Origin of the sequence: Thioclava pacifica DSM 10166 (assembly GCF_000714535.1) — a bacterium.
GTDB classification, from domain to species: Bacteria; Pseudomonadota; Alphaproteobacteria; order Rhodobacterales; family Rhodobacteraceae; genus Thioclava; species Thioclava pacifica.
Genome location: NZ_AUND01000040.1, coordinates 166170 through 191409, shown reverse-complemented (window position 1 = coordinate 191409; position 25240 = coordinate 166170). Strand labels below are relative to the sequence as shown.

General features: G+C 64.4%; 21 protein-coding genes. 16 read left to right on the top strand and 5 right to left on the bottom strand.

What is annotated here, in order from left to right:
- Positions 1-423: 423 nt before the first annotated feature.
- Positions 424-1113, bottom strand: a complete 690-nt coding sequence (locus TP2_RS16710) for a winged helix-turn-helix transcriptional regulator (protein ID WP_038079790.1) — start codon at positions 1111-1113, stop codon at positions 424-426.
- A 209-nt stretch (positions 1114-1322) separates the two neighbouring features.
- Here TP2_RS16710 and TP2_RS16705 point away from each other — a divergent pair, with 209 nt between their 5' ends.
- The 5 genes from TP2_RS16705 to TP2_RS16685 all read left to right on the top strand — a co-directional run bounded on the left by TP2_RS16705 (position 1323) and on the right by TP2_RS16685 (position 6097).
- Complete coding sequence (locus TP2_RS16705) at positions 1323-2768, top strand: FAD-binding oxidoreductase (RefSeq protein ID WP_038079788.1); 1446 nt, start codon at positions 1323-1325, stop codon at positions 2766-2768.
- A gap of 376 nt (positions 2769-3144) precedes the next feature.
- Positions 3145-4149, top strand: a complete 1005-nt coding sequence (locus tag TP2_RS16700; RefSeq protein ID WP_038079787.1) for an AraC family transcriptional regulator — start codon at positions 3145-3147, stop codon at positions 4147-4149.
- 102 nt (positions 4150-4251) lie between these two features.
- Positions 4252-5079 (top strand): NAD(P)H-binding protein, encoded by an 828-nt coding sequence (locus TP2_RS16695; RefSeq protein ID WP_038079784.1) that lies wholly within the window; start codon positions 4252-4254, stop codon positions 5077-5079.
- Positions 5080-5104: 25 nt separating this feature from the next.
- Positions 5105-5533, top strand: a complete 429-nt coding sequence (locus tag TP2_RS16690; protein ID WP_038079782.1) for a DUF4345 domain-containing protein — start codon at positions 5105-5107, stop codon at positions 5531-5533.
- A 105-nt stretch (positions 5534-5638) separates the two neighbouring features.
- Complete coding sequence (locus TP2_RS16685) at positions 5639-6097, top strand: GNAT family N-acetyltransferase (protein WP_038079779.1); 459 nt, start codon at positions 5639-5641, stop codon at positions 6095-6097.
- 169 nt (positions 6098-6266) lie between these two features.
- On the opposite strand, the gene TP2_RS19000 is transcribed toward TP2_RS16685, so the two are convergent.
- On the bottom strand, positions 6267-9950 hold the full coding sequence (locus TP2_RS19000; RefSeq protein WP_157617158.1) for an autotransporter outer membrane beta-barrel domain-containing protein: 3684 nt from the start codon (positions 9948-9950) through the stop codon (positions 6267-6269).
- A gap of 855 nt (positions 9951-10805) precedes the next feature.
- On the opposite strand from TP2_RS19000, the gene TP2_RS16670 reads away from it, so the two are divergent.
- The 9 genes from TP2_RS16670 (at position 10806) to TP2_RS16625 (ending at position 20160) form a co-directional block, all read left to right on the top strand.
- The gene (locus tag TP2_RS16670) at positions 10806-11966 is read left to right on the top strand and encodes a transporter substrate-binding domain-containing protein (protein ID WP_038079864.1); all 1161 of its coding nucleotides are present in this window, start codon (positions 10806-10808) and stop codon (positions 11964-11966) included.
- Between the two features lie 41 nt (positions 11967-12007).
- Positions 12008-12619, top strand: coding sequence for an ANTAR domain-containing response regulator (locus TP2_RS16665; protein WP_169739552.1), 612 nt, complete (start codon positions 12008-12010; stop codon positions 12617-12619).
- Between the two features lie 40 nt (positions 12620-12659).
- A complete protein-coding gene (locus TP2_RS16660) occupies positions 12660-13895 on the top strand; it encodes an urea ABC transporter substrate-binding protein (protein WP_038079774.1) in 1236 nt (411 codons plus the stop codon).
- A gap of 89 nt (positions 13896-13984) precedes the next feature.
- The gene (locus TP2_RS16650; RefSeq protein WP_038079768.1) at positions 13985-14857 is read left to right on the top strand and encodes an ABC transporter permease subunit; all 873 of its coding nucleotides are present in this window, start codon (positions 13985-13987) and stop codon (positions 14855-14857) included.
- Position 14858: 1 nt separating this feature from the next.
- A complete protein-coding gene (locus TP2_RS16645) occupies positions 14859-15929 on the top strand; it encodes an ABC transporter permease subunit (RefSeq protein ID WP_038079766.1) in 1071 nt (356 codons plus the stop codon).
- Positions 15929-16645: an ABC transporter ATP-binding protein gene (locus TP2_RS16640; RefSeq protein ID WP_038079765.1), complete on the top strand. Its 717-nt coding sequence runs from the start codon at positions 15929-15931 to the stop codon at positions 16643-16645. Before TP2_RS16645 ends, TP2_RS16640 begins: the two co-directional genes overlap by 1 nt.
- Positions 16638-17351 carry an ABC transporter ATP-binding protein gene (locus TP2_RS16635; RefSeq protein ID WP_038079764.1) on the top strand — a complete coding sequence of 238 codons (714 nt, stop codon included), beginning with the start codon at positions 16638-16640 and terminating at the stop codon, positions 17349-17351. The genes TP2_RS16640 and TP2_RS16635 overlap by 8 nt, the downstream gene beginning before the upstream one ends.
- A gap of 45 nt (positions 17352-17396) precedes the next feature.
- The gene (locus tag TP2_RS16630; protein ID WP_038079763.1) at positions 17397-18395 is read left to right on the top strand and encodes an acetamidase/formamidase family protein; all 999 of its coding nucleotides are present in this window, start codon (positions 17397-17399) and stop codon (positions 18393-18395) included.
- Positions 18396-18621: 226 nt separating this feature from the next.
- Entirely contained in the window at positions 18622-20160 is a 1539-nt protein-coding gene (locus TP2_RS16625; RefSeq protein WP_038079762.1) for an amidase, read from the top strand.
- A 331-nt stretch (positions 20161-20491) separates the two neighbouring features.
- Here TP2_RS16625 and TP2_RS16620 read toward each other — a convergent pair whose 3' ends face one another.
- Genes TP2_RS16620 through TP2_RS16610 form a run of 3 tightly spaced genes read right to left on the bottom strand, consistent with a single transcriptional unit; the run spans position 20492 to position 23656 of the window.
- On the bottom strand, positions 20492-21544 hold the full coding sequence (locus tag TP2_RS16620; protein WP_038079760.1) for an ABC transporter substrate-binding protein: 1053 nt from the start codon (positions 21542-21544) through the stop codon (positions 20492-20494).
- Entirely contained in the window at positions 21541-22983 is a 1443-nt protein-coding gene (locus tag TP2_RS16615; protein ID WP_084714426.1) for a sensor histidine kinase, read from the bottom strand. Before TP2_RS16615 ends, TP2_RS16620 begins: the two co-directional genes overlap by 4 nt.
- Entirely contained in the window at positions 22976-23656 is a 681-nt protein-coding gene (locus tag TP2_RS16610; protein WP_038079758.1) for a response regulator transcription factor, read from the bottom strand. The genes TP2_RS16615 and TP2_RS16610 overlap by 8 nt, the downstream gene beginning before the upstream one ends.
- Before the next feature lie 112 nt (positions 23657-23768).
- On the opposite strand from TP2_RS16610, the gene TP2_RS16605 reads away from it, so the two are divergent.
- Both TP2_RS16605 and TP2_RS16600 read left to right on the top strand, forming a co-directional pair.
- On the top strand, positions 23769-24734 hold the full coding sequence (locus TP2_RS16605) for a Bug family tripartite tricarboxylate transporter substrate binding protein (RefSeq protein WP_206198355.1): 966 nt from the start codon (positions 23769-23771) through the stop codon (positions 24732-24734).
- 67 nt (positions 24735-24801) lie between these two features.
- Entirely contained in the window at positions 24802-25233 is a 432-nt protein-coding gene (locus TP2_RS16600; RefSeq protein WP_038079756.1) for a tripartite tricarboxylate transporter TctB family protein, read from the top strand.
- The last annotated feature ends 7 nt before the right edge of the window (positions 25234-25240 follow it).

Here is a 25240-nt window from a genome sequence, read left to right as displayed (position 1 = left end):
ACCGCCGGAGCCAAAAATCCCTGCTACAACTAGCACTTAAGCGGCCCCTCTCACGGGGCTGTTTTGCTATTGGCGTGCCGTCATAGCGCTATGCTGGCCGCTGTTCGCGAGTCACGGCACTCTACAAAAGCGGGCCGCCGCACATGCACGCGGACCGCTTCTTAAGTTGCGAGCGACAAGAAGTGGTCGCTGACGGCTGGCTTCGTTGGATTTACGAGGGACGGTTGCCTATCCGACCTCCGACCCGGCCATAATCGCGGTGAAAGAAAACGGATCTACCCTCATGCGATGGACCGGTTGCAAATTCGGCGCATGATTGGCGCTCGATCCAATCGGATCAGGGTTCCGATCTGCGGTGGTGGCCTCCCGATGAACTCTCGCCAACATCCGTTCATGCCCCGCGCGTAGTGGCTGCGACGCGGCTCAGGAAGCGAGTTTTCTCTCGGATGAGAAGGGGCTGAGGCCAAGCCATGTTTGCATCGTGTCCGCCACTTGCCGTGGACCGATAAGGTCGAGTCTCCGGGCGGCCTTCGACACGGTCGACAGCCCCATCCAGATTTCCGTCATCGTGCGCAAATCCGTCGTGACATAGAGGTCCACGTCAAACCCCGGGTCGACCTGACACAGATCGACATCACCGTTCGCTTCGACAATCAGCCACCAAGAGCGTTTCGACGCCGCGAGTTCCGGGAAACGGAAATTCAGGACGGTGCGGCCCGGGGGCAAAGGCGAAGGATCGAGATTGCGTCGCATGTCCCACATCAACAGGGAGACATCGAGCCGCTCCAGGGAGGGCTCGGATTCCATCCATTTCTGCCCCCAGATCCCGAAGGCTTCGACGAGCGGCAGCAGATCCTTTCCCGCGTCGGTCAGAAGGTAGTCCACGGCCTGAGAGCCCTCGACCGGGTGTCTTACGACGATCCCGGCCGCTTCCAGCTCCCGCAGGCGCTGAGCAAGCAGGGAGCGCGACATACGCGGCACGCCCCGCCTGATATCGTTGAAGCGCGTCGACCCTGCCACGAGCTCTCGCACGAGGACCATCGTCCATCGGGTGCAGAGAATTTCGGCGGCCATCGCGACCGGACAAAACTGGAAATAGCTGGCGTTGGACATCGGAGACCTCCTCACTGGCTACCTCCATCATAGCGCAAACCGGCGTTTCTGTATCCAACTCTCTCTCCAAGCTGGCCGGTCCAGTTTCGCCACTGGTTTGAGATTCGCAGGCCCGCCATCCTTTCAGGACCGTAAACAATCGAACTCGGCAGGCGCGCAAAGGAGAAGAAAGCGTCGCCGATGCGTCATGATCTCAAAGGGAGGAAGACATGTCGGATTTCATTGAAATGAATGGGTTGGACGGCACGCGCAAGAAGATCACCGGCGCGGACCGGGAGGCCCTTGCAGCCGCTTTGCGCGGCAAGGTTCTGATCAAGGGAGATGAGGGCTATGACACCGCCCGAACGATCTGGAACGGCATGATTGATCGCAGGCCGGGCCTTGTCGTGCAGGTCATGGGGGCCGCGGACATCCAGGCCGCGGTCACGTTTGCCGCCGCAAAGGGACTACGGATGGCCGTGCGATCCGGCGGGCACCAGATTGCCGGTCTCGCAGTCGAAGACGGCTCGATGATGCTCGACCTCTCGGGCATGCGGTCGGTCCATGTCGATCCCGCAGAGGGAACCGTCCGCGCCGAGCCGGGTGCGACGCTGGGGGATGTGGATCGCGAGTCCCAGGTGCATGGGCTTGCCGTTCCTGTCGGCGTCAACTCGACCACGGGAATTGCAGGACTGACACTTGGCGGCGGTTTCGGCTGGATTACCCGGAAATACGGGATGACCATCGACAACCTTTTGTCGGCTGACGTGGTGCTGGCCGATGGGCACTGCATCCGCGCGTCGAAGACGGAACATCCGGATCTCTTCTGGGCCCTGCGCGGCGGGGGTGGAAACTTCGGGGTGGTTTCTTCCTTTGAATTCCAGGCCCATGCAATCGGCCCAGAGGTTCTGTCGGGTCTTATCATCCATCCCTTCGCGGATGCTGCCGCTTTGCTGCCGAAGTTTCAGGAGCTTTGCGACCAGGCGCCGGACGAACTGACTGTCTGGTCGGTCCTGCGCAAGGCGCCGCCACTGCCGTTCCTTCCGGAAGAATGGCACGGACGGGAGGTGCTGATCTTTGCCGCCTGCTATGCGGGAGACATGGCCAAAGGCGAAGAGGCCATGCGAGAGCTGAGGGCCCTCGGAACGCCGATTGTCGATGTGATTGGCCCGCATCCCTTTACTGGCTGGCAGGCGGCCTTCGATCCCCTGCTGACGCCCGGCGCACGTAACTACTGGAAAAGCCGGGACTTCCTGAAGCTCGGGCCGGGCACGATGAAGGCTGTCTTAGGGTCTGTCGAAGACCTGCCCGATCCGCAATGCGAGATCTTCATCGCCCATGTCGGCGGAGCGATGGCGCGCGTTGCGTCAGATGCGACCGCCTATCCGCAACGCGACAGCCACTTCACCATGAACGTCCACACCCGCTGGGACGATCCGGCGAAGGATGCAGCCTGCATTGCTTGGGCACGCGATCTGTTCAACGCCACGGCGGCGGATGCGGCGCCCAGCGTCTACGTGAACTTCATGCCAGAGGATGACACAGACCGCCTCGGCGAAGCCTACGGTGGAAACCTCAACCGGCTGCAAGAGATCAAGGCACGCTACGACCCCGCCAACCTCTTCCGGGTCAACCACAACATCGAGCCGCAGCGTGTGCAGCAGGCCGCGCAATGACTTCAGCCCCGGGCGCCAAGCCGTGCCCGGGGCGCGGTCTCTAGAAACTCGGCACAAGCAGAAAAGCGCGAGAATCTTGGAACAGACCGCCACCGTGCGCCATTGCCGAGCGCCGGGGACCAGAGCGCGGGTAGACGCCATTACCGACCCCGTTGGCAGGGCGTTGCGCTCACAGAGCGCTGTTCCACCGATCGCCACCTGATCATCATGGCTATTCTGCTTTGAGCCAAAACGACCAGTTTCGACCGAAAGCGGGCGGTCGCTGCACGCGCAGTTTCAATGCACGGTTTGACGACAAGAGATCCTTCATACCGCCGCGCGCCTCGATCGAGTGCGTGCTTGGCTGTTCAACAAGCGCACCGTAGAATGCGGAGTCATGGAGTATGTGACGTCGCTCTTCGCGCGCAAAGTAGTCGCCGCGGCGGGCGATGGGGTTGATGCTGGTGCTATGCTGGCCAGCCTCGGGATGACCCCTGACGAGCCCTTGGACGCCGGGCGGATGGTTCCGGCAGAGCGCTACTATGACATGCTCGAGCAGATCGCTGAGCAGATCGACGTGACCGATCTTCCGGTGCGCACGGGTGCCTCCATGAGGCTTGACGAATACGGCGCGCTGGGGCTCGCCTTCAAGGCGGCGACGACGCTCGGGGCGTCATATGCGCGGGTGGAACGCTATGCGCGTCTCTGGACCAACGTCTCCGCATACGAGCTGCGGCCGACAACGGGTGGCACGCTCTTCATCCTGCATCGAGCCGGCGAACGGCGCCTCGGGATGCGACTGTCGAACGAGGCGACCCTCGTGAGCGCGGTTTCCATCGCAAGGCAGGTCTGTCCGGTGCCGCTCGCGCCCGTCGAGGTTCTGGTCCGGCATCCCGCCCCGCGCAGCGTCGCCGCGCATGAGGACTGGTTCGGTTGCCCGGTGCGTTTCGGGGCCGAACTCGACGCAATCCTCTATGCCGATGAGGCGCTGGCCCGACCCAACATCCTTGGGGACGAAGGGATCTCGAAATACCTCACCACACATCTGGACGCGGAACTATCCGAGATCACCCGAGAGCCCGCGCTTGTCACGCAGACGAAAGCCGCAATTGCGCAGACCCTCAACGAGGGGATGCCAAAGATGGCCCGGATCGCCAGCAGCCTCGGGCTCAGTGCGCGATCCTTCCACCGTCGCCTCTCCGAGCACGGATTGACCTTCCAGAGCCTGGCCGAGCAAACCCGCCGCGACCTCGCCGAGGGGCTCTTGCGCGACGAGAGCCTTTCACTGGCTGAAATCGCGTTTCTCACAGGGTTCTCCGAGCAGAGCGCCTTCACCCGCGCGTTCAAGCGCTGGGTCGGCACGACGCCCGCGACCTACCGCAAGGATATCGCCCGCCGCTGACAGGCGCAGTGGCGACGGCGGTCAAAAGGCTGGCATCACCGGTCAAGACCGCACAGCATCCCCGCGTCTATTCCTTGAGTGCCGAAATCAAGGAGACGCCCAATGAAAGAGCAAGAGATTCTCGTCATCGGCGCAACCGGCAAAACCGGTCGCCGTGTGGTCAGCCGCCTCGAGGCACGGGGCATCCCCGTGCGCCGCGGCTCGCGCAACGCTGCAACGCCCTTCGACTGGGACGCGCCGGAAACCTGGGCGCCCGCCCTGCGCGGGACCCGCGCGGCCTATGTCACCTACTTTCCCGATCTTGCCTTCCCCGGAGCCGTGGAAAAGCTCGAATCCCTTTGCGAGACCGCCAGCGATGTTGGCGTCGACCGCCTCGTGCTGCTCTCCGGCCGCGGAGAGCAGCACGCGCGGCTGGGCGAAGAGGTCGTGCGCAAATCCGGCCTTGAGTTCACGATCGTCCGCGCCGCCTGGTTCGCTCAGAACTTCTCGGAAGGCTACCTTCGCGATCCGGTCCTTTCGGGCGTCCTTCCGATGCCCGGCGGCACTGTCGTCGAGCCCATCATCGACATCGACGACATTGCCGATGTCGTCGTCGCGGCGCTGACCGAGGACGGACACAGGGGCGAACTCTACGAGGTGACGGGCCCGCGACTGATGTCCTTCGCAGACATGGCGGCCGAGCTTTCACAGGCCACCGGGCGCGAGGTCCGGCATATCCCGATCAGCTTCGAGGCGTTTCACGAGGCCATCGCGCAGGCGGGCGGCGATTTCGTTGCCGACGTCTTCACGGCCATTGCGCGTGAAACGCTGGACGGGCGCAACGCCCAGACCGCGGACGGCGTGATGCGCGCGCTCGGTCGTGCCCCCCGCGACTTCGCGGACTTCGCCCGAGCGGCCGCCCGAACCGGCGCCTGGACAAGCGCCGCCTGACACCTTCTCATGAAAGGAACATGACATGAGACCCAATCGCCTTGAGACGACCGCGCTCGGTGTCGCCGGCTTCACTGCGCTCACCATCGGCGCTTTCATCCTGTTCATGCCGCATGCCTTCTACGCCAGCTACGGCATCACGCTCGGCGAAGACGCCAACCTGCTGAGCGAATTGCGCGCCCCCGGCGCCGGTCTCGCGGCTTTCGGCCTTCTGATGTTGCTCGGAATCCGGCAGCAGGCAGCCCGGCCCGTCGGGATGGCGGCGGCCCTGACGGTCTTCATCGCCTTCCCGGCCGGACGGCTGGTCGGGCTTGCCGTGGACGGGATGCCGTCTGGCAACGTCATCGGCGCCCTTGTCGTGGAGCTCATCATAGCGGCGCTCTGCCTCGCAGCCTTTCGTCGGCGCCTTTGGCAGCCGGCGTCCAGCCTTTCCACGCCGCAGCCCACGCGTTGAGCCTGCCGCCACCCCGAACCAAACCCCCTGCCCGCCGACATTTTCTCTTTAGCGAGCTACAGTTACGATAGACTCCGTCGGCAAGGGAGAAAGAGGATAACACTCATGAATGAACTGCGTTTTCGCCGAGCAACCGCTGCGGACCTCGGGGCGATCGTCGCGATGCTGGTCGATGACGCTCTTGGGGCAGCGCGGGAAAACGCTTCGCCAGACCTGGCCGATCGCTACCGGGATGCGTTCACGGAGATTGACGCCGACCCGAACCAGTTTCTTTGCGTGGTCGAGGATGGGCAGCAGATTGTCGGAACCTTGCAACTCACCTTCATCCCAGGGCTCTCTCGCAATGGCACCAAGCGCGGACAGATCGAGGCGGTGCGGATCGCGAGCGATCGTCGGGGCAGCAAGCTTGGTGAAGCGATGTTTGCCTGGGCGATCCGCGAATGCGAAGCGCGCAAGTGTTCGCTGGTTCAGCTCACCACGGACAAGGCCCGGCCAGACGCCCATCGCTTTTATGAGCGACTGGGTTTTGAACCGACCCATATCGGATACAAACTCAACATCTAAGGAACGGGAGTGCCCCGTCGATGCAGGGCCGCGCCGGGCGGCAGATGGAAATCGCCCCGCGCTGTTCTCTGCGGCACCAGAGCCTTAGATGACGTTTGGACACAAGTTGGCGGACCAGCGCTTTGCCCCACTTCGACAAACGCGATACGGCGAGCCTGATCGGGGTTCCTCAGAAGCGCAGCCGCAGACCGGCGGCGAGATCGATACTTGCCGAACCGGTATCGGGAAGAAAATCTCCCCGTGCACCGAAATAGAACGCACGCCGACCATCGAGATCGATCCGGTCCACAGTCAGGTCGATACTGGCGAGCACATTGGCATAGTTGCCATCCGTCTCGAAATTGCTGCCCGGAACGGCGATGAACGAGGCCTTGATCGGTGCTTGCGTGAGAAGCTCCGCCCGCAGCCCGCCCCGCAACTTGATATCCAGCGTGCCGCCATTGCCAAGCTTGCGTGTCCGCGTCTTGGTGAGCCCGGCCGAGACTTGCAGCGAGTTCGAGACGCGCTTGGCGACCGCAAGCGACAGGTCATCGGCGCCCGTCTCCTCGAAAGCGTCGCTGCGGATACGGCCAAGGCTCAGCCCTGTATCCCATTGCAGCCCACTGTCGGCAGACCCCATCTCGGGCCAGATCAGCCGCAGGTTCATGCCTGTGTAGCGATCATTGACGCGGCCGTTGGCGATGCGCTCCTCCCCTGCGATCTCGATGTGGCGCCTGGCCTTCGAACTGCCACGGCCGACTTCGAGATTGCCGGTCAGGCGGAATCCCGATTCCAGATCAGTCGCGCCATAGATCATCGCAAAGCGCCGCGCGCTTGAAACCGAGGAATTGGGCGCGCCATAGCCTCGCGCAGAGGACGTGTCGTGATCGTCACCCAAGGCCAGACCGATCCGGCAATTATCCTTTGCCAGAAGATCAGCCCCGATCATCCGGGTGAACGAATTCGTATCGTAGCTCAGCAGCACATCGCTTGAGCTGTGGGTCACCGAGTGGCGCCCGCTCAGATGCACCCAAAACGCACTGTCTTGTTGATCGCGCGCCCGATCCAACCGGTCGAAGGCCACACCGCGATGCGCCCAGAGCGCAGCAAGCGTCGTGGCACGCGGGATGTCGTAGATCTCGGGCGTGAGCTGGCGCAGCGCCAGATCGAGATTGGGCGAGAGCTCGTCGATACCGTAGGTGGCGGTGTCGAGGTCACGCGTCATGAAAGCCAGATTGTCGAGCGCAAGCCCGACCGCGATCTGGTTGGAATAGGTGGCGCGCTGACCGAAATCCGACAGTTGCAGCGTGCCGAGGTCGATCTGCTCGATGCCGGAATAGGCGTAATCCTCGAAGCGGAAGGTGAAGCTGTCCGTGTCGGCCTGCAGCGCCTGCAGCATCTCGTATTCCGAGGGCAGAACGCGGCGGAAGCTCAGCTCGAGCGTGTCAGCGCCGCCATTTCCCGCAATCTCGCCGGTGATCAGCGCGTTGTTGTGCAGCACGAAGCGGTCATCGCCAATGCCGCCCTGCACCGCGCCGAAGGTTTGGGACCCGTGCTGGAAGGTCGCGATATTGCTGCCCGAGGTGAAGACCAGCGCCGTGCCGGAGGTGCCGCGCAAGATCCCCGTCGTATCGAGGCTGTTATTCGTGCCCGCGCCGAAGAAGAGGCCCGTCGTGCCCGAGATCGCCCCGGTCGCGTCATTCGTCACGCTGTTATAGGAAACCTCGCCCGCGATCGTGCCCGCGCCGCCCTGAAACCGGATGCCGAAGCCGCCCGCCGTGATCTCGCCGGTATTGGCGACGGTGTTACCGGTGACCGCACCGCCATCGCCGATCCGGCTGCCGCTCGCACCACCGTCACCGCCGATCAGGGCGATCCCGTCTCCACCCGAGGTGATCGTGCCGTCATTGGTGATCGTGTTGCCGACAACGCTGCCACCCGCACCGCCATCGCCCAGGATACCGCTTTGCCCGGTGACGCCCGTAGCCCCTGTCGCGCCCGCGCTTGTCGCCGCACCCGGGCGCCCGGCAAAACCGGCCATCCCGTCATACCCATCATCCGCGCAAACCAGCTTTACCGCGACCGGGGGCACCCCGACCTCGAGGCAGGCTCCATCGCCGCCCGAGCCACCCGAACCGCCGGGCCCTGCCAGCGCTGCGGGCGCCCCTGCGCCGCCCAAGCCGCCCGCGCCGCCCGCCCCGCCAACCCCGGCCGCGCCGCCAGCGCCACCCTGACCACCGGCCAGAGAAATGCCGATGCCGCCCGCGTCGATCGTGCCGCGATTGGTGATCGTATTGTCCATCAGACCGCCCGCGTCACCACCGCGCCCGCCATCACCGCCGCGTCCGCCATTGCCACCGCGTCCGCCATTCGCCCCGGATGAGGAGCGGCCCGCGAAGCCGCCATCGCCGCCATTGCCTCCGTTGCCGCCGGGATAGGCATGCAGGCTCGAATCGATGATGCCATCGGCCCCGTCCGCGCCATTGCCGCCCCGGCCGCCATCGCCGCCTTTCACCCCGTCGGCACCATCGCCGCCGTTGCCGCCATTCCCACCATCGCCCCCTGCGCCGCCCGCACCGCCATCACCGCTCGCAAGCGCAATCCCGTCGCCCGAGGCGCGCAGCGCGCCGTCATTGCTCACCGTGTTGCGCGCAAGCGCACCCCCATCCGCTCCGCGTGCGCCACTGCCCCCGGCCGCGCCCGCGCCGCCGGTGCCGTAACTATCTCCGAAATAGCCGCTCCTCGCCCCACGCAGTCTCGCGTCGCCGCCATGCCCGCCATCGCCCCCCGGCGCGCCGCAGGCGGTGTCGCCGTAACAATCCATCGTGCCCGGGTAGACAAGCCCCGGTCCTGCGGGGCCAGCCGCGCCATTTCCGGCCGAGAAAGGCACGTTCACCCCGTCGCCGCCATCGCCGCCATCACCGCCGCGCCCGCCATTGCCGCCCGCGCCGCCCGCACCGGCGGTCAGCCGCAGGGCGGTGGCTCCGGCAGAGATGGTTCCGCTGTTGGAAACGGTGTTGTCGGTGACATCACCGCCAACGCCGCCCGTGCCGCCAGCGCGTCCGGCCCCGCCGCTTCCCGCGCTGGCGCCGAGCCCGTCATAATAGACGTCATCGCCATTCTGGGCCTGGTAGAGATAGTTGATCCCGGCGACGCCTGGCCGTCCGGGCAAGCCGGGTTGACCGCCATCGCCGCCCGCGCCACCGAGGCCTCCGGCACCGCCCACGCCCCCCGCTCCGCCGAGGATCGAGAGCCCGTCGACGCCCGCATCCAGCACCGCGAAATTGCTCAGGCTGTTGGCGCTGGTCACGCCGCCTGCCGCCCCGCGCGAGCCCTCGCCAGCCACACCGCCGCTCGCGCCGCGGCCACCAAGCCCGCCCGATTGTTCGGGCGTCGCCTGATCCGCGCCATTGCTACCGCTCCCCCCTGCGCCGCCATTCCCGCCTTTTGCCCCGAGCCCGCCCGCGCCGCCCGCGATCGTGGCCCCGCTTTGCCTGGTCGTCAGATCCGCATTGAGATCGAGCGTGATCCCAGAGGCCGCCCCCGCCGGTCCCGCATCCGTAGCCGCGACGCCCGCAGCGCCGGGAGATCCGGCACGCCCATCCGTTCCCGAGGCAGAGACGGGAGCGCCATTGACGCCATTTGCCCCATCGGCCCCGGCGAAACCGTCCCCGCCGCGCCCGCCTGTGAAGAGATAGCCGAAATCGCTGACGGTCGCCTGAGCTTCGAGGCTGAACGCCCCCGGCACGAGATCGGCCCCCGCCGTGCCGGGCATGCTCGCGGTGCCGGGCTGGCCCGCGACCCCCGTGACCTCGCTCACACTATCGGCGAAGGCGGGAACGATACCCGCAGTGGTCCCCAAAAGAAGCATCATGATCGTGGCTGTCCGCACCCGGCGGACGCCAGCAAAATCGCGTTTCGCGCTGCTCGGCATATCGTTCCCCCACCTGGCGCTGGCAACGATATTTCATCATCCGCCTGCGCACTGCCCCCGACACCACTCTAGCTATCGGAGGCGGATGACGCAGCGTTCAAAACCGAGCAGACCTTGATGAGCACGGCACGTGTCGGTCGCCAAAGCGACGACATTTCTCGAACCGGCAGGATTGCGGAAAGTCGAATTTACGAAGACTTCATCGCGGGTCCCGAGGAGGATCCGCCATTGAACACGCACGCACAACGCGCCCGTCACCTCTTGGTTCACAACCTTGACCGTTATGTGGTGACCCCCAATCGCGCATCTTGCCGCGACCGTCAGCCCTGCGCCGTCGCTACCGGGAGATCACCCTCGGACCACAGCTGCTGTTCATGCGTGATGCTGGAAAAGGCGTCTACGAGCCCTTCTCGGCCCCAATGCACCTCTCCGTCGACTGCAAGAGATTTTCGGAAGGCGCTTTCGGCCGGAGGCAAAGCTTTTGGCGGGGGTAGCCCCTGACGCCCGCGGAAACAAATGGAGCGAGCGCGAATCCGTCCTTCACATCCGGGATGCGCTCAAATTGCAGGCAACCGGCATCCACGAGAGCTTCAATAACAAGCAAGCGCCCCCTTGGGCAGAGGCCGCTCACAACGAATTCACAAGTCTATTGACAGCCTCGTGATCGATTCCTAGCGTAAGGTAAGCGCAGAGCAAATGTGCTCGCTACGGCGCGTTGAATCCTCAGATATGTCGGCATTTCCGCCCCAAAAGCAGTTTCTGCTTCTGGGGTTTTTTGCCGTTGGAAGCTACGAAATGACACGTCTCGAACTACCGATCGGCCTGCTTTTCTCGACCACCGGCTCTTACGGCAGAGTGGCGCATACGCAGCTCAATGGGGCGCAGCTTGCCTGCGACGAGATCAACGCGGATCCGGATGCGGCGGTCACCTTCCGCCCCGTTCACATCGACCCGGCGAGCGATCTGCACAATTACGCGCCCGCCGTGCAGAGCATGTTCGATCAGGGCATTCGTCATGTCTGCGGCTGCTATACGTCTTCGAGCCGCAAGGAAGTCATCCCGCTCTTCGAGAAGCACGACGCTCTCTTGTGGTATCCGACGCATTACGAAGGTTTCGAGAGCTCGACCAACGTGATCTACACGGGGGCCGCGCCGAACCATCACATGTCGCCGCTGATCGACTTTCTGTGCGCGCGCTTCGGTCGCCGCGCCTATTGCATCGGCTCGAACTACATCTGGGGCTGGGAGAGCAACCGGGTGATGCGCGAAGGCTTGCAGAAGCGCCGCGGCGAGGTGCTGGCAGAGCGTTACCTGCCGGTTGGCGAGACCGATCTCACCGCCATCATCGAGGAGATCCTCGAGACCGAGCCCGATTTCGTCTTCAACGCGCTCATCGGCGACTCCTCCTACGCGTTCTTCCGGGCCTTCCGCGAAACCTGCAAGGCGCGCGGGATCGAGCAGACGAAGCGTTTCCCGATCGCGAGCTGTAACCTCTCGGAACCGGAACTCCGCGCGATTGGCCCCGTGGGATCGGATGGGCAGATCAGCTCCAGCGTCTATTTCTCGTCCCTCGCAGGCGCGTGCAACACGCGCTTCGTCGAGGCCTATGGCAAAGCCTTTCCCGAAGGCCCGGTCGTCTCCGCCGAGGCGGAAGCCGCCTATATCGCCATCCACATGCTCGCGAAATCTATCGCCGACGCGAAAACGTCGGAGGTCAGCGCGGTTCTGAAAGCCGCGGCGGGACAGGTCTTCGATGCGCCCCAGGGGCGGGTCACGATCGATCCCGAGACCTATCACGCCTCGCTCACCCCCCGCATCGGCCTGTCGCGGACGGATTTCGAATTCGACATCCTCCTTGAAGCGCCCGAACCGGTTGCGGCCGACCCCTACCTCGTGTCCTCGGCGACGGCCTTCGAACCCGCGCAACGGCGCAAGCACGTGAGGGTGGTTTCATGAAAGCCCCCCGGATCGCGCAGAACTTCCGAGGCCGCAGGGCCGTGATCTTCACCACCGAGGGCCAGTCTCTGGGCATTCTCGAAGCAACGCTGCGTCGGCTCGGGCTCGAACCGGACACCCGGCCCGTCCCGCTGCGCCAGGACTTCGAGCTCCCGGAAAATCTGACGCCGGACTCCGATCTCGTCATCATCGATGGCGATCTGAACCTGCCGCAGGCCTGGCCCGATAGCTACAACACGTCGATCTTGCATGCACCATGCCCGACGGTCGGCCTGGTCGGCACCGAGGCGCCGAGCCGTCTCAAGGCGATGCTTCAACTTGGCGCCGCCTCTTTCTTGCAAAAACCGATCCATAGCGGCGCCGTCTATTCCGCTCTCTATCTCGGCGTGAATGCGTTCGAGCATGTCGACGGGCTGAAGGTGAGCCTCGACGATATGGGCGAACGGCGCCGGAAACGGATCTACGTGATCAAGGCCGTCGCGGAGCAAATGCGCCAGCGCGGGCTTAACGAAGATGCCGCATATGACCTTCTGCGAAAGGCCAGCATGCGCGCGCGCGTCAGTGTCGAGGACTACTGCGAGACCCTCATACTGGCAAACCCAGACAGCGATCTCGATCGCGGTAAAACGAAGAAGAGGTGTCAGGCGCGCTAGCCGGCGAAGGCACCCAGAAAACCTCAACAAGGAGTTGAAAATGAACAGGAAACTGATCAGCACCGCTTCGGTGCTCGCTACCCTATTGTCTTTTGCCGGGCCGATGGCGGCCCAGGCGGCCGACCCGATCAAGATCGGCGTGCTGGAAGACCAGTCGGGCGATTTCGCGCTCGCGACCATCGGCAAGGTGCATGGCATCCAGCTGGCCACCAAGGAAATCAACGACGCAGGCGGCATCGCCGGTCGTCCGATCGAGCTGGTGATCTACGACACGCAGTCGGACAACACCCGTTATCAGGAATTCATGCGCCGCGTGCTGCAGCGCGACAAGGTGGACGTGGTCTTCGCGGGCTTCTCCTCGGCCTCGCGCGAAGCTTACCGCCCGATCGTCAACCAGTTCGACGGGCTGGCCTTCTACAACAACCAGTATGAAGGCGGCGTCTGCGACGCGAACATGATCGTCACCGGCGCGGTGCCCGAGCAGCAGTTCTCGACGCTGATCCCCTACATGATGGAGAAATACGGCAAGAACGTCTACACCATCGCCGCCGACTACAACTTCGGCCAGATCTCGGCCGAATGGGTGCGCAACATCGTCAAGGACAATGGCGGGACCATGGTGGGTGAGGAATTCATCCCGCTCGGCGTGTCGCAATTCTCGCAGACGATCCAGAACATCCAGGGCGCCAAGCCTGATTTCGTCGTGACCCTTCTCGTGGGCACCGCGCAGTCGTCCTACTACGAGCAGGCCGGTTCGGCGAACCTCGATCTGCCGATGGCCTCCTCGGTCAATGTCGGTCAAGGCTACGAGCACAAGCGCTTCACGCCCCCGAGCCTGAAGGACATGTATGCGACGGTGAACTATGTCGAGGAAATCGACACCCCGGAAAGCAAGGCTTTCGTCGAGAAGTTCCACGCGATGTTCCCTGACGAGCCCTACATCAACCAGGAAGCAGAGAACTCCTACGCGGCGGTCTATCTCTACAAGGAGATGGTCGAGAAAGCGGGCGGTTCGACCGCTCTGGCCGATGTGCGCGCCACGCTCGCCGATGGCAACCTGTGCTACGACGCGCCCGAAGGGAAGATGTGCATCGACCCGAAGAGCCAGCACACCTCGCACACGATCTATCTCGCGCATGTTCTGGCCGATCACTCGATCGAATTCCCGAAAACCTGGGATGACATCAAGCCCTACTGGCTGGGTGATGTCGGCTGCGACCTGACCAAGAGCGACCCGAGCGACCAGTACACCCCGTCGCACCTGCCGGCGAACTGACCTGACGCTTGCGGATGCGGGGCCCCGGGGCTCCGCATCCCTCCTCCCCCGGATTTTCCCGAACGCTGGCCACCAAGAAAGGACGGTCGATGGAGTTCCTCTACTCTCTTTTCAGCTTCTTCTATCAATTTGGAGACGCCTTCGCCTTCCTCGTGCTCAGCGCCTGCGGCCTCGCGGTGATCTTCGGCATGATGGGCGTGATCAACCTCGCGCATGGCGAATTCATCCTCTGCGGCGCTTATGTCTCGACGAGTGCGACCCATATGGGCGTGCCCCTGCCGATCGCGATTGCATTGGGCTCGCTTGCCGCCGGCATCGCCGGGATGATCGTCGAGGTGGTGGTGATCCGTCCGCTCTACAAACGTCCGCTCGATACGATCGTGGCGACCTGGGGCATCTCGATGATTGTCACCCAGGGCACGCTGATCGTGCTGGGCACGACGATGGCCGGCAGCGGCACGCCTTTCGGCAGCTTCTCGGTCGGCGACTATTCCTATTCGATCTACCGCATCGTGCTGATGGTGATGGCGCTCGTGACGCTCGCCGCGCTGTGGCTGATGTTCACCAAGACGCGTTTCGGCATCCTTGCGCGCGCCACGATCCAGGTACCGCATGTGGCCGAGGCCCTCGGGGTCAACACGAACCTGATCTACAGCCTGACCTTCGGTCTGGGTGCCGCCCTCGCTGGCCTCGCCGGTGGGCTTTACGCGCCGACGATGACGCTCGTGCCGACGATGGGCGCGGCCTTCATGGTCGAGGCATTCGTGACCGTCGTTGTGGGTGGCGCGGACATCTTCCTCGGAACGGCGCCCGCCGCGGTCGTGCTCGGCTTCATCAAGGCCTCGCTGACCTCCTGGCAGGGCCAGCTTGCCGGTCAGATCGGCATGCTCATCGCCGTCATCATCGTGATCCGCATCCTGCCGCGCGGCATCAGCGGCAAGATCCTGAAAGAAAGGGCCTGACGTGAGCAGCGCATCCCGTTTCACTTCCTTCCTGAAGCTCATCGAGGGGCCGCAAACCCTCGGCAAGGGACCGAAATTCTGGTCGGGCTTCGGCGTCGTCCTGCTGGCCGCCTGCGCCTATCCGGCCTTTGCGGACAGCTACGACGTGGGCAATAACGTCTACTTCTTCAACTGGCTCTTCATGGCGATGGGGCTGAGCCTGATCTGGGGCTATGGCGGGGCGCTCAGCTTCGGCCAGACCGCCTTCTTCGGGGTCGCGGGCTATGCCTACGGGGTCCTGACGATCAACCTCGGGGACGCCTATGGGCTGACGCTGATCTCGCTCGTGCTCGCAGTGGGCATCAGCGCGCTCTTCGCGACGATCCTTGGTTACTTCCTGTTCTTCGGCCGGATCAGCGGCGTGTTTCTCGGCATCGTGACGCTCTCGGTGACGCTGGTGCTCGAACGCTTCATGGCGCAGACGGCGGGCCCGGAATGGGCGATCGGCAAGGCGCGGCTGAACGGGTTCAACGGCATGGGGGCGATGCCCTCGCTGACGATCCCGTGGCCGGGCGGCAATATCGTCCTCTACCCCGACGTTACCCTCTATTACGTCACGCTGGTGCTGCTGCTGGTCTGCTATCTCGGGCTGCGCATCCTCGTGAACTCGCGCTTCGGCAATGTCATCGTGGCGATCCGCGAGAACCCGATGCGTGCCGAGATGCTGGGCTATGACGTGCGCAAGTATCAGCTGGCGACCTTCGTGATCGGCTCCGCGCTCGCGGGTCTCTCGGGGGTGCTCTACACCTCCTGGGGCAATTACATCACGCCCGCCTCGATGGGGATGACGGCGGCCTCGCTGCCCATCGTCTGGGTCGCGGTCGGCGGTCGTTCGGACCTCACCACGACCCTGGTCGGCACGCTCGCTGTGCTCATCGTGTTCCAGTCGCTCACGATCTACGGCAGCCAATACGCGCTGATCGTGATGGGGACGCTTCTGGTGATCACCGTTCTGATCGCCCCGCGTGGCATCGTGATCGCGCTGCTCTCGCCCTTCATGCGCCGGAAATCCAAACTGGAAGGAGAGCGGTGATGGCCATTCTCGAAACACGCCAGCTCAACAAGCATTTCGGCGGGCTTCACGTCACGGGCAATGTCGATTTCGCGCTCCAACCCGGAGAGATGCATTGCCTGATCGGTCCCAACGGCGCCGGCAAGAGCACCTTCTTCAAGCTGATCCTGGGCGAACACCTGCCCGATAGCGGCGAGATCCTCTATGACGGCGAGGAAATCACCCGTGCGAAACCCTTCGAGCGTATCCGCAAGGGGATCAGCGTGAAGTTCCAGGTGCCCGGCATCTTCAAGGAACTGAGCGTCCAGCAGAACCTCACGATCGCGCTTCAGCACCATGTCGCGCCCGAGATCCTGCAAGAGGAGATCGACCGGCTGCTGGAGTTCCTCAAACTCTCGCAGGACCGCAAGCAGCTCGCGGGCAATCTCAGCCACGGTCAGAAGCAATGGCTCGAGATCGGCATGGCAGTGGCGCTGAAACCGCGCCTGTTGCTGCTGGACGAACCGACCGCCGGGATGACGCCCGACGAGACCTTCGCCACCGGCGAGATGCTTCAGGAGCTCAACCGCGAGGGCATGACCTTGCTCGCCGTCGAACACGACATGGCCTTCGTGCGCCAGATCGCCCACCAGGTCACCGTGCTCCATTTCGGCAAGATTTTCGCGCAGGGCACGATCGACGAGATCGTCGCCGACGAACGTGTCGCCGCCATCTATCTGGGAGAAGTCGATGCATAAGGAAGTCCTTCTCGACGTCATCGAACTCAATGCGGGCTACGGCGGCAAGCCGGTGCTGCAAGGCGTCGATTTTCAGGTCCGCGAGGGCGAGATCGTCGCCGTGATCGGGCGTAACGGGGTTGGCAAATCGACCCTGATGAAGACGCTGATCGGGCTGCTGCCGACCGATAAAGGCTCGATCAACCTGCGTGGTGCGTCGATCGACCTCGTCTCGGCGCATAACCGGGCGCGCAAGGGGATCGGTTACGTGCCGCAGGGCCGCGACGTCTTCCCCCGCATGACCGTGCTCGAAAACCTGCTCGTCGGCGAAAGCATCGCGGGCAAGTCCACTCCCGGCAAGGTCGACGAGATCTACCGCTATTTCCCGATCCTCAAGGAACGCGCCGATCAGCGCGCGGGCACGATGTCGGGCGGTCAGCAACAGCAGCTCGCCATCGGGCGCGTTCTGATGGGCGAACCCTCTATGATCCTGCTCGATGAACCCTCCGAGGGGATCCAGCCCAATATCGTGCAGGACATCGCGCGCATCATGGTCGAGCTGAACCGCGAGACCGGCGTCACCGTCGTCTTCGTGGAGCAGAATGTCGACATGATCCGGGCGATGGCGCAGCGCTGCTACGTCATGGACAAGGGCCGCATCGTGGCCGAGCTCGACCGCGAGATGCTGCAAGACCGCGACACGATCCGACGATACCTGTCGGTCTGATCTTCCCCATAACTTTCCAGAAATTCAGAATGAAAGGAGCAACTTATGAGCTGGTTTGAAGAGTCCATCATGGCGCGCAAAGGCGTGGCGAAAGGTCAGGCCCTCGAGACGCGCACGATCACCGAAGAAGAACAGGGAAGCTATCCCTACATCTACACCGCAGGGATCGACCCGGTCCTGACCGTCGATCCCGGCACCGTGGTCAGCGCCGAGACCCATGACGCTTTCGAGGGGGCGATCAAGTCGGAAACCGACAAGCCGACCGAGATCCTGAATTTCCCCTTCCTGAACCCGCAGAACGGCCCGATCTACGTGAACGGCGCCGAACCGGGCGACACGATCGCGGTCTATATCGAGAGCATCGTCCCGCGCGGTCCGCAGCCGCGGGGCACCACGGTGATCATGCCCGAATTCGGCGGGCTGGTTCCGACCTTCGAGACCGCGCTGCTGACCGCGCCGCTGCCGGAGGTGGTGCGCAAGCTCGACATCACCGTCGAGGAAGGCACGAAGTGGAACGACAAGATCAGCCTGCCCTACGAGCCCTTCATCGGCACCATCGGCACGGCCCCGATTGCCGAAGCGATCTCCTCGCTGGTGCCGGACTATTACGGCGGCAACATGGACCTGCCCGATGTCGCGCCGGGCGCGGTCGTCTACCTGCCGGTGCAGACCGAGGGGGGCTATCTGTTCCTCGGGGATTGCCATGCCGCGCAGGGCGATGGTGAGCTTTGCGGCGTCGCGGTCGAGCATCCGACCGTCACCACCGTGCGCATCGACCTGATCAAGAACTGGACGATCCGCACGCCGCGCCTCGAGAACGAAGAGTTCTACATGACGGTCGGTTCGGCGCGCCCGATGGAAGATGCCGCGCGCGGCGCCTATCGCGAACTGATCCGCTGGATGGCTGCCGATTTCGGCTTCGACGAGATCGACGCCTACATGCTGCTGACTCAGTGCGGCCGCGTGCGCCTCGGCAACATGGTCGATCCGAAATACACGGTCGGGGCCTCGGTCCTGAAGTCGATCGTCGGCATCGCGGAATGACTTCTGGGCCGCTCTCCATTCCCTTGTAAAGCGGCCCATAACCTTGTCGCCTCTGCCTTCGGAAGGCAGCTTCTCAGGTGGAGGCGACCTTTTTCTTCCAGGCTTCCGAGCGTCGCGCGACCGCAAGGCGTCGCGTGACGGATCGGGCCTCGTCCCCTCAGTTCCCGGCCAAATGCGGCGCGGGCGATGGCGGTGCCATGCCCGCCAAACGGAATAGGAGTCTCTTATGTCCACCCAAACGACCCCCGATCTGCCGGATCTCGGAACGCTCACCGTCGCCACCGTCCGGGAGGGGCTGGCCTCGGGACAGTTCACCGCAGAGGAATTGACGCAGGCCTGCATCGCCCAGGTCAAGGCGCTGAACGGCAAATACAACGCGATCATCTTCGAGAATGACGCCGCCCTCGACACCGCCCGCGAGATCGACCGCCGGCGCGCCGCGGGCGAGGAGCTTGGCCCGCTCGCCGGGGTGCCGATCGTCGTGAAGGATCCGATGGACATGGCGGGCATCCCCACCACGGCGGGCTGGCGGCTGCTCTATTCGGGGACCGGCGGCGTCGATCTGATGCCCGAACGCGACAGCCCCGTGGTGGCCCGGATGCGCGCGGCCGATGCGGTCATCCTCGGCAAGACCAACGTGCCGATCCTGAGCTGGACCGGGACGCATGCGAATGACAGCTGGGCTGGCCCCACCATCAACCCCGCGATCGAGGATCGTGCGCCGGGCGGGTCGAGCGCGGGCACCGCGGCGGCGGTCGCGACGCATATGTGTGTCATGGGCCTCGCCGAGGAAACCGGCGGCTCGATCCAGAACCCGGCCTCGGCGCAGGGGCTCGTGGGGATCAAGCCGACGATCGGGCTGGTGCCCAATGCCGGCGTGGTGCCGCTCTCGGGCAATCGCGATGTGGTCGGGCCAATTGCGCGCAACGTCACCGACGCGGCGCTTGGCCTCGATGTGCTGGCGGGGTTCACGACCGAAGATCCAAAGACGCTCGCCTCGGTCGACAAGATCCCCGAAGGCGGCTACGCCTCGGGCCTGTCGAAGGACGCGCTGAAAGGCAAACGCCTTGGGCTTTACGGGCCGGGTTGGCGCAAGAACGAACTGTCCGATCAAGCCAAAGAGCTTTACGCCCGCACGATCGACGAGCTGGCCGATCTGGGCGCGGAGCTTATCCTCGACCCGTTCGCGGGCACGGATTTCGCAAGCTACCGCCAGATCACGCCCGGCACGCCCTTCTTCGACGGTCGGGGGCTGGAATCGATCCCCTATGACATGACGAAATATCTCGAGCGGCTCGGTCCCGATGCCGCGATCAAGACTTGGGAGGAGTTCGTCGAGGCAACGAAAGCCGAGAACGTTCTCGCGAAGGGGGCGATCCTTGGCTTCCTTAACGAGCTTCCCGATTTCGTCGAGGCGGTGAAATCCCCGGCGACGCCACCCGCCCTGCCCGCGTTCACGGCCTTGAAGCGGGCCTATCTGCTCCTGATGGATGAGGTCTTCGCGCGCCACCGGCTCGACGCGCTCGTCTATCCGCAGATGCTGTGCGAATTGCCGGGTCTGCATTCGGGCGACGCGATCCTCGAGACGACCGTCGGGGAGCTGAACATCGCCGGCATTCCGGGTGTCACGGTGCCGGCAGGCTACTATGCCTCGGGCGCGCCGTTCGAGCTCATTTTCCTCGGCAAGCAGTGGAGCGAGCAACTCCTGATCCAATGCGCCTATGCCTATGAGCAAGGCACATTGCATCGGAAGCCTGCGGTTTGAGGGAGACCCTCGAAGCGCATGGGTAACACGTCGTCCGTCGCGGTATGGTTGAGCAGCCGATACGCGAACGAACCGCGGCTGACCGGACCGCGACGGACGACGCAGGCCCACCGCTTTCAATGATAGCGCAACTGTAGCGGAGGCTTTGCCACCTGTCGGGCGAGCATTGTCCGAGTGGCAGCCTTCCTGATCCCTGCCGTGTCGCGGCCGGGCTGCTGGCGCGGTGGTCTTCCCGAAAAACGAAGACGCCGCCCCAAATGTGCGATTTGGACGCTCCTGCCCATGCTCGCCGGTTTAATCGCCATTCTTTCTGGGACGACCGCATGGGCTCCTACCGCGCGAAGATCTCGCGCCAGCGTTCGAGAAAGCGCGCAGTTTTCATATCGTCAGTGGCGACCAGCAGCGGCGGTCCGAGGGCGATCAGCCGTCGCGGGGTAAGCGCTTCTTCGCGATTTCCCCCTCCGCCATCGTCCACGGCCGGATCGATAAGGTTCGTTTTCGCAAGTGCCCGCTTGCCCGGTGCCGAGAGCAGAAAATCGAGAAGCGCTGCCGCATCGGGATTTACAGTCGGTCCCGGCAGATAGGCCGCGCGCGAAAGTACGAGCGTGTAATCGGCCGGGGCAATGATACCCAGATCGGGATTGTCGCGCGCGGCCTGTGCGGCATAGGAGCCAAGGATATTGTAGGCGATCAGGTAGCGCCCACGCGCGACACCGTCGATGATCTCGGCCGAACAGCAGGTCGCCACCGCGCCCGAGCGCGCGAAGGCTTCCATCAGCGCGCCGAAAGTGCTCGCCTCCTGGCTGTCGACAAAGGCGAAGAGAAACCCGAGCCCGGAACTCGCGATGTCATAGGTCGCGACCTTGCCGGAATAGGGTGATTGCGCAGGTCGCAGCAGGTCCACCAGATCGAACCGGGTCAGCGGGACCTCGTCGGGCGGAACGAGGGCACGATTATAGACCATCACCGCCGGTTCGCGCGAAATGCCCCAGACCTGATCGCGCCAGCGCAGCTCGGGGGAGAGTGCGGAGGTCTCGGCCGAGACCCAGGTGGCCGCGCAATTGTCGTTCACGAGTTTGACCACATGCTGCACGCCCGAGCTGATCACCAGATCAGCCCCTGCCCGTCCCGCAAGGCAATCGCGTTCGCCGACCTCATAGAGATCGTTCGAGCCCCATTGCTCGAACCGGATTGCGAGGCCGGAATGCGTGGTCAAGAAATCCCCGATCGCGGGGGCGAGGATCGCCACATCGGTCGTGGTACGCAACGTGATCTCGCGGGCGGGCTGATCGGGCCCGAAATGGCGGATCGCCTCGGGCTGCTGCGCCGAAGCTGCCGCCGCAAAAAACACCCAAAGGGCCAGGGATACGAGCAAACGGATCATCTGTGCTCCTCCGCCGCGGGCAGCACGATCGCGATGGTGAACCCCGGCGCATCGCTTTCCATTTCCAGCGTCCCGCCATAGGTCTCGGCCACCGATTGCGCGATGGCGAGGCCGAGACCGCTGCTCGCGCCACGCCGTCCGGCGCCTGAACGCCCAGGCGTGAAGCGTTCGCCGAGCCGCGCGCGCAGCTCGGGTGCGGGACCGGGACCGCTGTCGCGCACCCAAAGCCGCGCCTGTCCGTTCTCCTGCTCCGCGCCGATCGTCACCGGAGCCTTACCGTGACGCAAGGCGTTGCCCAAGAGGTTCTTGGCCGCCTCCGAAAGCGAGAGCGCATCGGCCAGAACCGCGACCTCCTCGTCCCCGATCTCGAGCCGGATCTCGGCACCCGGTGACAATGCCGCGTGATCGCCCTCCTCGAAAATATCGAGCGCGATATCACGCAGATCGACCCGCTCCCGCCGTGCGCTGTCGGCGCGGTGGATCACCAACGCGCGCGAGAGCATCTGGTCGAGAAGCCGGCTCAGCCGCACAGTGCCCGCATGCAACTTGACCACGATCTCCTCGCGACGGGCGGGATCGTCCTCTTCGGCGGCGAGGTCGGATTGCGCACGCAAAGCCGCCACCGGGGTGCGCAACTGGTGGGCGGTGTCGGAGATCAGGCTCTTCATGGTGGCAAATTGTCGGTCGAGCCGCGCCATGAACCCGTTCGTCGCCTGCACGAGAACATCGACCTCTCCGGGCACGGCAGCACGGATCGGGGTGAGGTCTTGTGGATCGCGTTCGGCGATGCCCTTGGCAAGCCGCTCGAGCGGGCGCAGCGCGCTGTGGACGATGAGGATCGCGAAGGCGAGCATTGCGATGCCGCCCACCGCCAGTCCGCCAAGCGCGTTGCGAGTGATGCTGAACGCGAGCTGCGTGCGAGCGCGCAGGGTCTGACCGACGATCACCTCCACCGTGCCGGAGAATTGCCGCTCGGCGAAACGCCTTGTGACGCGAATGAACCGCGCGGGCTCTCCCTTGAACCGCGCGTCATAAAGCACGAGGTCGCGCGCTGATGAGGTCGGTCGCGGCAGGTCCTGATATCCGGTCAGAACCGCGCCGCCGGGGCCGCTGATCTGATAGGCGATACGGTCGTCGGGCGCGAGCGCGAGCAATTCAAATGCCGACACCGGCAGGTCGACGACAGGCGCGCCGTCGCGAATCGAGATCGAGGCGGCGATGTCATTGGCCGCACCGACGAGAAGCCGGTCGAAGGCATCGCGCGCCGCCGTCCGCCCATAGGCAAAGGCCGCGAAGGCGAGGATCAACCCGCCGAGGATCAGCAGGCTCGACAATCCGGTGACGAGCCGCGCGGTCAGCGAGCGCGTGGCACCGGGCGCGCGGCCTGTCGGCTCGCGGCTCGCGGAGACCTGGCTAGGAGGGGCGGCAGGCTCAGTCATCTTGCGGTCGCGCGGCCAGCCGATAGCCACGCCCGCGCAGGGTCTCGATCTCGACTCCGCTATCCGAAAGCTTCTTGCGCAATCGCGCTATGTAAAGCTCGATCGCATTGTCGCCCGGCACCGCATCGTCGAAGGCGTAAAGCCCCTCATGCAGCCGATCCTTCGAGAGCACCTGCCCCGCATTGCGGATCAGCATGCCCAACAGGGCGAACTCGCGCCGGGTGAGCTTGAGCGCCTGATCGCCGCACATCGCGATCCCCGCCGTCGCATTGTAGCGCAGATCGGCCAGTTCGAGATCGGCGGTGCGCTCCGCCTCGCGGCGCCGCCCGATCGCATGCAGCCGCGCCTCGAGCTCGCGGTGGTCGAATGGTTTCACGAGGTAATCATCGGCCCCGAGCTGAAAGGCCGAGAGCTTGTCATCGACCGAGAATTGCGCGGTCAGCATCAGAACGGGCATCAGCGCACCGCCCGCGCGCATCTCCCGCAGGAGATCGGTGCCGCTGCCATCGGGCAAGTTGATATCGAGGATCACCGCGTCATAGGCCTGCACGGCAAGGCAATCGCGCGCCTCACCGACACTGGCTGCGCGGTCGCAAGCCATGCCGGACCGCGCGAGGCGGCGTTGCGTGGCCTCGGCGAGTTCCTCCGCATCCTCGACAAGCAGCACCCGCATCCGTCCTCCCTTTCGCGGTCGAGCCTGTGACAGGTTGATGACAGGTTCAAGCGGTAAACCGCACCCATAAGCCCGCTGCGGGAGGCATCGGGCGGACAGTGGAGGACATCTCATGGCTTTTAAACTCATGCGCGCGGCGATTGCCGTCGCAGCACTCACCGTCGCGACCGGCGCTTCGGCGCAGGAATGCATCGCGCCCGCGAACCCCGGCGGCGGCTGGGACTTCACCTGCCGTCAGGTCGGCAAGTCGCTTCAGGATCTGGGCCTCATCGACAAGACGATGCAGGTGGTGAACCTTGCTGGCGGCGGCGGCGGCGTGGCCTTCGCGGAAGTGGTCAACAAGCGCAATGACGACAACGAGCTGATCGTCGCGGCCTCCTCGGCAACCGCGACCCGTCTGGCGCAGGGCGCCTATCCGGGCAACACGATGGATCAGGTGCGCTGGATCGCCTCGATCGGCGCCGATTACGGGGTGATCGCGGTCGCGGCCAATAGCGAAATCAAGACGCTTCCCGAACTGCTCGACAAGATCAAGACCGACCCGACCAGCGTCTCGGTTGCAGGCGGCTCGGCCGTGGGCGGCTGGGATCACCTCAAGGTGCTGATCGCGGCCAACGCTTACGGCATCGACGATGTGCGCAGCGTGAAATACATCGCCTTTGACGGCGGTGGCGAGGCCGTGACCCAGCTTCTGGCGGGATCGGTTCAGGCCTTCACCGGCGATCTGTCGGAAGCCAAGGGCTTCGTCGACTCGGGCGATATTCGCGTGATCGCCGTTCTCGCCCCCGAGCGTCTGCCCGGCGAATTCTCGGAATTCCCCACCGCCAAGGAGCAGGGCATCGACGCGATCGGCGCGAACTGGCGCGGCTTCTACGGTCCCGGCGGCATGTCGGACGAGGCTTACAATGAATGGGCCGACAAGATCGGCAAGCTCTACGCCTCGGACGAGTGGAAGCAGGTAATGGCCGCCAACGGTCTCGCCCCGCTCGATCTGCAGGGCGCCGAGTTCCAGCAGTTCGTGGCCAACTCGGTCCAGCAGATCCAGGACATCTCGCGCCAGATTGGCATCATCAAGTAACGCACACCATGTCGCGCGGCGGCCCGCTCCGGGTGCGCCGCGCGGTCGTTTTCTTCGGGAGGGGATCATGAGTGATCGCATCTTCGGCGCGGTGGGGCTGTGCCTCGCGCTGTTCTACGCCTGGGCCACGCTGCAAATTCAGGAAAGCTTTCTGTCCGATGCGGTCGGTCCGAAAACCTTCCCCCTGGTGATCGCGGTGATCCTGGGGCTTTCGTCGCTTGCAATCCTGCTCAAGCCCGATCCCGACCCGGTCTGGCCGGGCCTCGCACGGTTGGCCGAGATCCTCGCGGCAGCGGTGGTGATGATCCTCTATGCCGAATTCCTGCCCATCGCGGGCTTCCTGATCGCGACCGCCTTCGCGGCAGCCTACCTGACCTGGCGTCTTGGAACGCGGCCGCTGCAATCGCTCGTGGTCGGCGTGGCCACGTCGATCGGCATCTACGTGATCTTCAAACTCGTTCTTGGCCTGTCGCTGGCCAGCGGCCCCTTCGGTTTCTGAGGTGACA